This window comes from Chryseobacterium phocaeense (assembly GCF_900169075.1).
GTDB lineage: Bacteria > Bacteroidota > Bacteroidia > Flavobacteriales > Weeksellaceae > Chryseobacterium > Chryseobacterium phocaeense.
In genome coordinates this window covers 232,266-243,354 of sequence record NZ_LT827015.1, presented here as the reverse complement: position 1 = coordinate 243,354, position 11,089 = coordinate 232,266, and the positions used below count along the sequence as shown (strand labels likewise).

Here is an 11,089-nt window from a genome sequence, read left to right as displayed (position 1 = left end):
TTACGGGTAGACTACTCTGCTTTTAGTTTCAGAGATTGAAGAACTTTTTTGGGATCCTGGAATTTGGTCTGTACTTTCTGATCGTCTTTCACTTTCTGAACGCCTTCCAAAAGAATTTTATCTCCTTCTTTAAGCCCTGAGCCCACTACATACAGATCAGGAAGTTCATAGGCCACCTTGATATTTCTGGATCTTGCAGTCCCGTTTTTATCAATGATGAATACGTATTTCTGATCCTGAATTTCATAGGTGGCTTTCTGTGGAATAATCAGCGCATTGTGGACCGGAAGGGTCATCTGTACTTTTCCGGTTTCGCCGTTTCTCAGCAATTTATCCGGGTTTGGGAATTTTGCCCTGAAGGCAATGTTTCCGGTTTCGTTATCAAACTCTCCTTCAATGGTCTGGATTTCTCCTTTCTGAGGAAGCATTTCGCCATTGGCCATAATCAGGGAAACCTGATTGCTGCCTCTGTCTGCAGCATGAGTCTGATAACTGATATATTCAGGTTCGGAAACGTTAAAATAGCTGTACACATTGGTATTGTCTGAAAGAGAAGTGAGCAGATCGCCTTCATCCACAAGACTTCCCAGTTTCAGCGGAATCCTGTTGATCACTCCTGAAAACGGTGCTTTGATGTCTGTAAAAGACAAATGGATCTGTGCCAGTTTCATTTCAGCATTGGCAGCATCCAGTTTGGCTTTGGCCATGGCTCTTTCGTTTTTCGAAACGATATTATTGCCGGCAAGCGTACTGGCGTTCTTTAATTCTATGGCAGCCTGCTCTACTTCTGCCTTTGCTTTTAATAATTCAGCCTGGTAAAGCTGTGGCATAATTCTGAACAGGGTTTGTCCGGCATGCACATACTGGCCTTCATCTACATAAATTTTTTCAAGAAATCCTTTTTCCTGAGCGCGGACTTCGATGTTTTTTACGGACTGGATCTGGGCCACGTATTCTTTGTTGATCACCGTGTCCATTTTTACAGGACTGGTCACGGGATATACTGCGGCTTCTTCTTTTTCTTCTTTTTTCTGACTGCAGCCGACAGCCAGTAAAAGGGTGCTTATCGCAATGCCTGAGGCAACTCTTTTGATCATAATTCTAGAGCTTAATATAAATCGTTAATGTTTTGAATGGAAAAGCGGTAATAGAAATCCTGCGCCGTAATGATTACCGGCATACGCAACGCAGTTGCTCTCCCGTCCCTATTCCGGGCGGAAAACAGATATTGGAAAATGAAATTTTAAATTCTGATAGAACGGATCAGAATGAATGTTTTAACATTGGAATACAGCGAAATAAAGCCATGAATACACGGTTTTCTGCTTTTAAAAGAACGTAATCCAAAAATATAGACAAGACTGAAAACACTGGCAAATACGGCTATAATCTGCAGGGTATCCGCGAGTTGAAAATCATCTTCTGTAAGCTCCAGAGTGGAATTATCAATATTGTCCGCCATCTGCTGCACCGAAAGCTTTTCAAAAGTCTGGTTCAGGCGGTTGGCTTTTTTGGGCATATGATGAGAAACATGACCTGAATAGTCATTTCGGAGGGTTTTAACACTAAGCCTGCTTTCTACTACAAAAAGCAGAAAAAGACCGGTTAAAAAGTAAATAATAAAGTTTCTCATTTTGAAGTGGCAAATGTACATTCAGAAATACATACCGTCATAGCAGATTAACAAAATTTAACGCTCCTTTAAATTAGCTGAAGAAGCTTGTTTTGCGGGAATTCTGGTTAAAAATCGGAGGAAAATTAAAAACAATGGTCAACTAAATCATATATTGACAAAGAATAATACAATAAAAACAGTTAATAAAATCATTAAATAAAAATAATATTAATTATTATTTAAAAACACACTATTAATAAATAATATTCATAATAATTTGTATATTTATTAAAAATTAACAACGATAAACCAACAATCCACTACAGACATAGGATGTAATAAAAAGCCTGATTTAATCTGCTTTTGGAAGTATTTGATGTTTATAAGTTATTTTTAAACTAACCAACAATAAAACCCATGAAAACATTAATTATGAAACAAAGAACCTTTCTTGCCGGTCCTTAGCACTATTCAGGTAAAACCATTTACAACCTGATCCTCATTTATTTTTACGGAAATCTCAAATTGTCTCCACTCATCTGAAGACAAGGTTTTTCTTTTATTCAAACTGAACTAACAACCTTAATACTTTTTAATATGAAAAACAAACTATTTTTATTGGGGTTACTACTGATTTCATCCGTATCTGCAGCCCAGATAGGAATCAATACCTCTAATCCGCAAAACACATTCCATGTAGATGGAGCCAAGGACAACACCCCCACAGGAACCCCTACTCCTACCCAGCAAGCCAACGACTTTATTATTACTTCAAACGGCAGCACCGGCATTGGAACCACAACCCCAAATGCTTCTGCTATCCTGGAAATTAACTCACCCGACAAAGGGATCTTAGGACCCAGAATCAGCCTTACTTCCGCTACCATGCAGCTCAGCGGAAATCCGAACGCCACCGGTCTTCTGGTATACAATACAGGCCCGGTTCTTCCATCAGGATATTATTTCTGGAACGGTTCTGAATGGAGGGTTTTCAATACTTCTTCATCCGGCGGAGGCGGTGGAAACGGACCTATTGCAAGCATTGAGAACATAGCAGTTATGGGACCATTGACAGCAACCACAGACAACGGAAGAGCCGGGTATGCATTGGTGATCACTACGCCTGATGGAAAATTCTCAGTACGAACCTTCATCCCTTCGGGTTCTGCTTTCTCCACGGTCAATCTTCAGATCAGAAATAACTCAACCGGTAATGTGGAAATCATTTCCAACGGACATTATCTCTGGAGCGGAGCGGGAGGATATCAGCAAAACCAGCTCAGGCTTCCACCGGGAGCGTGGGCAGGTGACAACGCCCTTTCCAGTGCAAGTCTTATAGATGCCACCTCAGGAGCGAGAATTCAGACCGCATCCACAAATCCTTACTGGGGAGATCCGGAAACTTACGCAGGGGGAATGCCTGAGCAGAGAATTTACGCCTGGACTACAAACAACGGGACCGACAAGGTTTTTTACAAGATGTATTATATGATGGGCTCATCTTCACCTGCGAGTGTAGGAAATGCAACCACATGTCCGGGAGGAACATGCAGTACAACCAAGGCATTCTTTACCATTGACCAAATTACAGCTCCTTAGTTCATACAAAGCATGGATTAACCGATTACAGAGAACTGAATATTCAGTTCTCTTTTTTATGTGATGTCTGCAAAAATAAATTCCCGCCGGCATGATTTAAATCATTTTTTACTGGTTATCAACATTATATAATTTTTAATACTTTTGCAGCAAATTAAAACAACAAATGTAACCATGAAAAAAACAGCGTATTTTGTTCTTAACGCCGGCTGCTGAAAACAGTATTCCAATGTTGATAAGCATTACCAATCCCTACATGACATATTTTTAATGTAAAAAATTCTACAAATAGGTCGTAATGCATAACAAATAGAAAAAAATCAGATTAATTTATGTAAAATTAACATATATTTATTAGAAATATTTGTAAATTTATGTAGTATTAATATCACTATTTCATGACACACTTACAAATCACTTACCACTATGAAAAAATTATTCACATCGGTCCTTATCGGGCTGGCAGTCCTTTCCTCAACAGCGTGTAAGCATCCGGGCAAAGAGGCAGAAGTTATTACGGAGGCAGTCCCGGAAAACAAGGATGAGATCTCAAAAGATATTTTCACCGATGCTTACGGGGAAAAAATTGAAGTGACCATCAACCATACAAAAAATACTGCAACCGTTCATCTTGAAGGCAAAACCTATGACCTTAAAAAGAGCGACGCTCTTCCCGAATATACGGCAAGTAATGAGGAATATCAATATTCTGACATCAAAGGAAACATTACACTGCTGAAAAAAAACGTAGATATGGTCCTGTTCCACGCCAAACGTGATACAAAAGGATCCGGGTCTGCAAAAATGGCTTCTTATTAGAACCTATTTACGTTTATTTATTCAACATTAACCCATTCTAATTATTGATTAAAAATCGTTCAGGAATGCGGATTCAGACTTCTTTTACAGATCCTTAAGGATTCTGTTTCAGGGGCTGTTTTTGATTTTTAATATTGCAAAATGTAATTTGAATAGGCTATGATTTAAAATAAAATTATCCCAACCTCACAAAATAATTCCTATGAAAAACTTACCTTATTACTTATCCGTTCTTTTTTTATTTGTATTCCTTACGGCTTGCAAAACACCTCCAGCACAGAAAACAGCCACCGACATTACGGGAAAAACATGGAAACTAACGGAACTGAACGGGCAGCCGATCCAGCTTAAAAACCCTAAGAACAACCCTTACTTCAAGCTTAATACTGAAGGCATGAGATATGAAGGACATGCAGGCTGTAATGGATTTGGAGGCACTTTTGAAATCAAACCTGAAATAATGAGGATCAAATTCAACCAGGGAATGTCTACGATGATGGCCTGTGAAGATCTGGAAACTGAGCAATTATTTACAAAAGCTGTTTTAGCTGCGGATAATTATTCCGTAAACGGAAACACGCTCACTTTAAATAAAGCAAAGATGGCTCCACTGGCGAAATTTGTGCTTCAACCGTAAGAGGCTAAAAGGCAAAATAGCGAAAGAGCTAAAAGGTGAAAGGTGAAAAGGCTGAGGAAGCGAAGAAAGCAAAAATGCAGATAGCTGAAGAGCAAATTTGCAAATTAGCCCATTTGCGATTTTGCCTTTTCGCCTTTTTCACGATTTCCTGTAAAGCATATAGCAGATGAGGAGGCTTATGTTGACCAATACAGCAAATGCATTGGATAGAATAATGGGCAGCTCTTCTTTTTTAAAACCGTACCAAACCCACAAGGAAAGTCCTGAAATAAGCACCAATAGCATGACCAGCGATATATCTTCCACATTCTTCTCTCTGATCACCTTGATGAGCTGAGGGATCATGGAGATAGAAGTGAGAACTCCAGCCACAATACCCAGAATATTTTCATTCATAGTTTAATTTTCTATTCTTAAGATACAACTTTTCAGGCATATTTATCTGACCGTGAAATAAACTATTCAAATCTACTGCTGGAAATCTCTTCGTGCAGCGGAATATGCTCTTCAATAAACTGAAACAGGCTTTTCGAAAAGTAGCAGCCATTGAGAATTCCCCTTGCCCCCAGACCATTAAAAACATAAAGGTTTTTATGGAACTTATGCCTTCCTATGATGGGTCTTCTGTCTTTTACGGTTGGTCTGAAGCCGAAATTCACTTCTTCCACTTCAAAATCATAGGGATAAATTTCGGACAATCCACTGACAAGCTGTGCTACTGCAGATTCATCTACGTGCTGGTGAAGCTGCTCCCGGTCGTAGGTTCCGCCATAGAAATAAAGTCCGTTATCGGTCGGGAACAGGAAATGTTTCTTTTTAATCGTGACGTCATCCGGAATTGCTTCAGACAATTTTACTTTAATGTGATGTCCTTTGTTGGGATTCACTGCAACATCTGAAAAGAAAGGATTTTCTTTCACGCCCATTCCTTCACAGAATACGATATGCTTAAACTGAAAATCTTTATAGGCAGATGAAGAGGTATCTAATTTTTCATAATCAAACTTTTCTCTGATCAGAAATTCTTTTTTTTCCAAAAAATCAAATAGATCTGTAAAAAATCCACTTACCTGAAGTCTGGCAGACTGATTGACCTTTCCGGTGAGAAAGTCGTTTTTTACCCCCTCTAAACGATCGAATTTTTGGTCAAGAAAAGCTGAAAGCTCTTCATTCCCGGATTTCTTCAACCAAAGCTTCTGTTCATTTTCATCATGAAAAATTCTATGAATGGGTGAATCGATCAGGTAGTTTTTCCCGGTATAGGATTCTATTTCATTGAGGGTATCCTTCAGGAAATCAATCTGCTCCTGAGCTTTCCAGAATGTTGTAAATTTTTTAAGTACCACGGGATTAATGATTCCGGCAGAAACCTGGGAAGCGCTTTTTCTTCCTTCTGAAAAAAGGACAAAAGATTTGTTATTTTTAATCAGCTGATGGGCGAAAAACAATCCCGCATATCCATCTCCAACAATGATATAGTCTATATGTTTCATAATAAAAAAACCTGAGTAAAAATACTCAGGTTTTGTATAAATATCAAGTGAAATCTTAGTAATTCCACATATCATTTTCCATGCTCAGGATCTGATTTTTGATTCTTTCGCTTTCATCCATCTGATCGTCAGCATCTTTAGGGATGTAATCCTTAATGGTACCGTCACCTAAGCCGCTTGATGATTTATAGATCACTGAAGAGAATCTTCTTGCATTGATGATATCATCGAAAGACAGATCAGCAGAAGAGTTTTTTCTGTTGTAAACGAAGTTGTTTGCTAAAATATCACGCGCACTTGGGTAATAGATCCAGAATAAGTCAATCAATTCATCAGCACCAGCTAAAGGCTGACCGTCAGGACCAATTCTTCCAACAGATGTAGGATCTGGTCCCATAGCTGCAATCCCAAGAGGCCTGTATTTCATCTGCCCGTCTCTTTTATCAATAAACCACATACCCATCACTTTAAGAACTTTTACTTTATCTGTAGTTGTTCTGATGATATCTGTTAGTCTTTTCTTCTCGTCTTCTGTAAGTGATCTTCCAGAGTTAAGGATATCAATAGCTTCTTCGTCAAGTCTTACACTTTCCAGTCTTTTCTGAATGGCTTCAGGTGAAAGTCTTGTAACAAAGTTTTCGTCATCATAAACTTCTTTGATTTCACCACTAAGAGCTCCATCAAGTAATAACTGATATAGAGATCTTGTAGGACTTGCAAGCAGACCATCCGGATTGTCATAATAGAATGGTTGGTTGATCTTATCATTCATATCAATGATCTCCCAAACAAACATACTCTTGTAAATATCCTTGTCGTCAACAAAACCATATTCAAGAGGTTTTACTTTATTGCTGATAACAGTATCCCCCGCTTTTCTCATCGATTCAGATCTCATTTGTCTAAATTCCTCAGGAGAACCAGCATTTAGAATAGTTTGGGAAAAAGCGAATCCCGAAACTAATACTAAAAGGGTGCTAATATATTTTTTCATAATATGATTTTATAAATTAACCTTATTGTACATTAATAATTACAGGTGAAATTTCTTTCAATCTCTGATTACCAAGACCTGTTGCTGTCGCCTGAATATCATAGATCTGAACCACATCGCCAGGTCTAAGGTTTCTAAGCATACCTTCTGCTCCTGACAATGAACTACCCTGAATAAGAGTACCTGCTTTTCCAGGAAGCTTAATAATAAAGCTATTCACAGTGAATGAAACAGGGAAATCAAAATCAGGTAGAGTAGCTGATACTATCTGGTTGGCTATAGAACCTACCGGCATAAAGTTTACTGCTTTACCTCTAATCTGACCCTGAGGTCTAGGTATATTCTTTATTCTATATTCAAACACCTGAGAAACTGTTTTACCATATGGATCAATTCCTGATAATGTTAGCTTAACTGTATTTCCTGTAGTAGGAATTACATCCCACTTACCTTGGCCTGTACTCTTAACAGTTGCTCCTGCAGCAGACAATGAAAGTCTTGAATTATCAGCACCTAAGATTGATCCTGAAACAGGGTTTTCAAGTCCTCTATACATTACATTCATCTTATCCGCAGATAGTAATAATCCTTTTTCAAGTTTTACTTCTCTTGGTCCCGCAATTACATTATACGTATGCGTCCATGGGAAACTCTGAGGTTTTCCTGAAGCATCTGTCAACGTAATCGTTCCTGCTAATTTATGTTCGCCGATACCAGATCCGGTAATCGGAATAATTCCTTTACCGTTCTCTACTCTGCTTACGCCGGAGATAGCGATCTTATTGCTGTTTGAATAGGTACCCAACATTACTTTTACTTCAGCCTGTTTTCCTGCCTGAATATCAACCGGACCGGAAACAATAGGCTCATAGCTGGAGAATTTGATGCTTGCATCCACTTTCTCCTGAAGCAATAGTGCCAATGCATCAGACTGTACGTTTCTCGCATCGTTCTGAATAATCTCAAGATTAGAAATCGCTGCGATCAATGGCTGGTGATAGAATTTATTCTGGAACCAGGTTTTCTCATTCGGAGATTTTCCTTTAGGATATTCAGCGATCAGAGATTTATTGGCTCTGTCTACCAAATCTTTCAACTGAGGATTATTTCCAAAAGTTGCATTGATATAATTTCTTACATCATCAATTTTAGCCTTTAGTTCCAAAGCTCCTTTTGAAGGGGTATTTTCATCTCCTTCTTTGAAGAAATATTCTGTAGTTGCTTCATTGTTGTTCAATGCAGCAAAGTTTTCGCTTACATCCAGGTCTTTTCCGGTTTTCGGATCTTTGTCATGGAAATCCGACTGCTTTTTCAAGGCATCTTTGATACCCTGAGCAGAGGAAACCAATACATCTATTTTAGACTTCAAAACTTTATACTGTGACCAAGGCTGCGCATAGGTATCAGGTACCTGCTGAGCTTTGGCTTCCAATGTTTTTTCAAAGATCTTTTCGTTCTTTTTCTCTGTTAAGCTTCTCGTTTCATTTAAAGCTCTGGTAGAGTCATAGTATGATCTGATGATTTCTGCATCAATATTTAGGGCCATCATCGCGATGAACACCAAATACATCAGGTTGATCATCTTCTGACGAGGGGTCTGTTTTCCTTGTGCCATTCTCTTTTCTTTTGTTTTTGATTAAGTAGTTAAATTCTAGAAATGGTTAGGAATTAAGACTTCATAGCAGTAAGCATACCACCATAAACTCTATTTAAACTGTTAAGATTAGTTGTTAAACCTTGTAACTCTTGATTAAATTTCTCAGACTGCTCAGCAGATTTCTGCATATCAGCTACATATTTGTTAGCAAATTCAGATTGTCTTTTACCGTTTTCAAGCTGCATTACATATAAAGCATTCATACTTTCCATATGCTGGGCAGCTTTGTTAAGCTGATCGTTATATTTATGAGTAGAAGCGGATACGTCAACAGTTTGGTTGATCTGGTCAACAGAGTTTGAGAACTTGTCGATACCTATTCTCAGTCTGTCAAACAATTGAACGTCCAGTTTTGCTTCCTGAAGCATTTTGTCTAATTTATTTGAAAGAGAGTTTTCTAATTCTGCAAACTGCTGTGCATTATTTTTAGAAGACACATTAGAGTGTAAAGGGTTCGGGTTGGCATGCTTATCCAATAATTCAGGATATACATTCTCCCATGCATAAGATTCTTCTGATTTAGGAGGGTCAAATGCGAAAATGATAAAGATAATAGCCTCAGTAATAAGTCCTACAGTAAGAGCTATATTACCGTTAATAGGTCCCAAGGTAATGTGAGTAATTTTAAGCCAAGCTCCAAGAATTACAATTGCAGCACCGAATGAATAAAAGAAATTCATCCAAGCATCTTTAGTCTTAAACATATTAAGTTAGTTTTTTTAATGTTAAATAAAATTGTTATTGAAAAATAATTGTATGGTTAATTTCTGTTAACTCTTCTTGGCTTCACTGCTGCTTCAGGAATATCCTGTACAGTTCTGAACCCGATATAGCTTCTTGCGGAATCTTTTCTTTCCCAATCTCTAGCACCTGTCATCAGGGCATATCCTATATCTTTCCAAGAACCACCTCTTACCGATCTCTTTGTATCCTTTGTATCTTTCGTAGAAGGATTTAAAGTAGATGAGAACCCGTAAGAAGAGTTGTTATACGCAGATGCTGTCCATTCAGAAACGTTTCCAGCCATATCAAATAACCCAAATCCATTTTTCTTAAATTTCTTAACTGGAGCTGTATATGTATAAGTACCTTTTTTCTCGTCTTCCATATAGTTACCTCTCTTAGGTTTGAAGTTGGCAAGGTAGCAACCTCTGTCATCCATTAAATATGGACCACCCCAAGGGTAAGTAGCATTTTGCATTCCGCCTCTAGCTGCATATTCCCACTCAATTTCTGTAGGAAGACGGAATACCAATGGTCTTTGTTTTTTTCTTTTTAAACTTTCGTTGTAGTCTGTTTTCAGTTTGGATCTGAAGTTACAGTAAGCTCTTGCCTGATCCCACGTTACCCCTACTACAGGATAATCTTTGTAGGCTTTGTGCCAGAAGTACTGTTCGAACAATGGTTCGTTGTAAGTGAAGTGGAAATCATTTACCCAAACTGTAGTATCAGGATAGATGGCGATGCTTGAACTCTTAAGGTAGTTAGCTCCTCTTTCGTTGTCAGCAAGTGCGGCATCCATATCTCCCCACTGATAAGTATATTTTAGTTTACTTACGTCTAAAATCCTTTCGTTTCCGATTCTTGAAGAAGCCGGCAGATACATAGATTCCAGAACTTCCGCATATTCTACATCCGGGTACTTTCCAGTGCTCCAGTGTAATGGGATTTTCCAGTCTAGTCTTTTCGATGCATCATAAGTTCCGTCTTCTCTTCCTCCCTGGCCTTCTAAATATTCTTGATAAGGTGTTAAATTCTCTTCTTTTTTAGCAAGATATGCATAGTCTCCGATGCTTGCTCCTCTACGTCCGCCTTCTTCACCGCCTTCCCCAGCAGCTTCAGCAAGTAGAGTTCTGGCAATAGAATCTCTTACATAATTGATAAATACTCTGTATTCTGCATTGGTAGTTTCTGCTTCATCCATAAAGAATGAAGACACAGTAACCGTTTTCAATGATGCTTTTTCAGGAGTATTTGTCGGGTCCTGATCTGCAAGACCAGCAACAAATGAACCTGCAGGAATAGCAACCATTCCAAATGGTCTTTCCGCAACAAATGATTTCGTTTTTTCTCTTGGTATCAATTCTCCTTTCGTTCCAGGCTTCCCTACAGAAGAACTGCCACCACCTGAACAAGATACTGATGCTACCGACGCAGACAATAATAAAAGAAATATCCTTTTCATGTTAATTTTTATAATTAAGCCGTAAATATATAATTTTTTTAAGAAACTTTTAAGATTTTTTTTGAAATAACGGAAGAAATCTAAATTTAT

General features: G+C 38.3%; 11 protein-coding genes. 3 read left to right on the top strand and 8 right to left on the bottom strand.

Translation table 11 applies throughout. The features are described 5' to 3' along the window. Positions 1 to 11: 11 nt before the first annotated feature. Together B7E04_RS07970 and B7E04_RS07965 are read right to left on the bottom strand one after the other, a co-directional pair. The gene (locus tag B7E04_RS07970; RefSeq protein ID WP_185117072.1) at positions 12 to 1,097 is read right to left on the bottom strand and encodes an efflux RND transporter periplasmic adaptor subunit; all 1,086 of its coding nucleotides are present in this window, start codon (positions 1,095 to 1,097) and stop codon (positions 12 to 14) included. A gap of 146 nt (positions 1,098 to 1,243) precedes the next feature. Then, positions 1,244 to 1,633: a hypothetical protein gene (locus B7E04_RS07965; protein WP_080778172.1), complete on the bottom strand. Its 390-nt coding sequence runs from the start codon at positions 1,631 to 1,633 to the stop codon at positions 1,244 to 1,246. Between the two features lie 579 nt (positions 1,634 to 2,212). Here B7E04_RS07965 and B7E04_RS07960 point away from each other — a divergent pair. The 3 genes from B7E04_RS07960 to B7E04_RS07950 all read left to right on the top strand — a co-directional run bounded on the left by B7E04_RS07960 (position 2,213) and on the right by B7E04_RS07950 (position 4,670). Next, positions 2,213 to 3,214 carry a hypothetical protein gene (locus B7E04_RS07960; protein WP_080778171.1) on the top strand — a complete coding sequence of 334 codons (1,002 nt, stop codon included), beginning with the start codon at positions 2,213 to 2,215 and terminating at the stop codon, positions 3,212 to 3,214. Between the two features lie 426 nt (positions 3,215 to 3,640). Next, on the top strand, positions 3,641 to 4,033 hold the full coding sequence (locus B7E04_RS07955; RefSeq protein WP_080778170.1) for a hypothetical protein: 393 nt from the start codon (positions 3,641 to 3,643) through the stop codon (positions 4,031 to 4,033). A gap of 202 nt (positions 4,034 to 4,235) precedes the next feature. Then, entirely contained in the window at positions 4,236 to 4,670 is a 435-nt protein-coding gene (locus tag B7E04_RS07950; protein ID WP_080778169.1) for an META domain-containing protein, read from the top strand. Positions 4,671 to 4,808: 138 nt separating this feature from the next. On the opposite strand, the gene B7E04_RS07945 is transcribed toward B7E04_RS07950, so the two are convergent. The 6 genes from B7E04_RS07945 to porK all read right to left on the bottom strand — a co-directional run bounded on the left by B7E04_RS07945 (position 4,809) and on the right by porK (position 10,999). Further along, positions 4,809 to 5,066, bottom strand: a complete 258-nt coding sequence (locus tag B7E04_RS07945; RefSeq protein ID WP_062652856.1) for a SemiSWEET transporter — start codon at positions 5,064 to 5,066, stop codon at positions 4,809 to 4,811. A gap of 62 nt (positions 5,067 to 5,128) precedes the next feature. Beyond that, entirely contained in the window at positions 5,129 to 6,163 is a 1,035-nt protein-coding gene (locus B7E04_RS07940; RefSeq protein ID WP_080778168.1) for an NAD(P)/FAD-dependent oxidoreductase, read from the bottom strand. 55 nt (positions 6,164 to 6,218) lie between these two features. Beyond that, positions 6,219 to 7,157, bottom strand: a complete 939-nt coding sequence (gene porN / locus B7E04_RS07935; protein ID WP_080778167.1) for a type IX secretion system ring subunit PorN/GldN — start codon at positions 7,155 to 7,157, stop codon at positions 6,219 to 6,221. 22 nt (positions 7,158 to 7,179) lie between these two features. Next, positions 7,180 to 8,772 carry a type IX secretion system motor protein PorM/GldM gene (gene porM, locus B7E04_RS07930; protein ID WP_080778166.1) on the bottom strand — a complete coding sequence of 531 codons (1,593 nt, stop codon included), beginning with the start codon at positions 8,770 to 8,772 and terminating at the stop codon, positions 7,180 to 7,182. A gap of 53 nt (positions 8,773 to 8,825) precedes the next feature. Next, complete coding sequence (gene porL, locus B7E04_RS07925; RefSeq protein WP_080778165.1) at positions 8,826 to 9,518, bottom strand: type IX secretion system motor protein PorL/GldL; 693 nt, start codon at positions 9,516 to 9,518, stop codon at positions 8,826 to 8,828. A 56-nt stretch (positions 9,519 to 9,574) separates the two neighbouring features. After that, on the bottom strand, positions 9,575 to 10,999 hold the full coding sequence (gene porK, locus B7E04_RS07920) for a T9SS ring complex lipoprotein PorK/GldK (RefSeq protein WP_062652861.1): 1,425 nt from the start codon (positions 10,997 to 10,999) through the stop codon (positions 9,575 to 9,577). Between the last annotated feature and the right edge of the window lie 90 nt (positions 11,000 to 11,089).

What these genes read in the sequence shown, in the direction of transcription:
- B7E04_RS07970 (WP_185117072.1), bottom strand. Translation starts at nt 1,097, where the DNA reads ATGATCAAAAGAGTTGCCTCAGGCATTGCGATAAGCACCCTTTTACTG.
- B7E04_RS07965 (WP_080778172.1), bottom strand. Translation starts at nt 1,633, where the DNA reads ATGAGAAACTTTATTATTTACTTTTTAACCGGTCTTTTTCTGCTTTTT.
- B7E04_RS07960 (WP_080778171.1), top strand. Translation starts at nt 2,213, where the DNA reads ATGAAAAACAAACTATTTTTATTGGGGTTACTACTGATTTCATCCGTA.
- B7E04_RS07955 (WP_080778170.1), top strand. Translation starts at nt 3,641, where the DNA reads ATGAAAAAATTATTCACATCGGTCCTTATCGGGCTGGCAGTCCTTTCC.
- B7E04_RS07950 (WP_080778169.1), top strand. Translation starts at nt 4,236, where the DNA reads ATGAAAAACTTACCTTATTACTTATCCGTTCTTTTTTTATTTGTATTC.
- B7E04_RS07945 (WP_062652856.1), bottom strand. Translation starts at nt 5,066, where the DNA reads ATGAATGAAAATATTCTGGGTATTGTGGCTGGAGTTCTCACTTCTATC.
- B7E04_RS07940 (WP_080778168.1), bottom strand. Translation starts at nt 6,163, where the DNA reads ATGAAACATATAGACTATATCATTGTTGGAGATGGATATGCGGGATTG.
- porN (WP_080778167.1), bottom strand. Translation starts at nt 7,157, where the DNA reads ATGAAAAAATATATTAGCACCCTTTTAGTATTAGTTTCGGGATTCGCT.
- porM (WP_080778166.1), bottom strand. Translation starts at nt 8,772, where the DNA reads ATGGCACAAGGAAAACAGACCCCTCGTCAGAAGATGATCAACCTGATG.
- porL (WP_080778165.1), bottom strand. Translation starts at nt 9,518, where the DNA reads ATGTTTAAGACTAAAGATGCTTGGATGAATTTCTTTTATTCATTCGGT.
- porK (WP_062652861.1), bottom strand. Translation starts at nt 10,999, where the DNA reads ATGAAAAGGATATTTCTTTTATTATTGTCTGCGTCGGTAGCATCAGTA.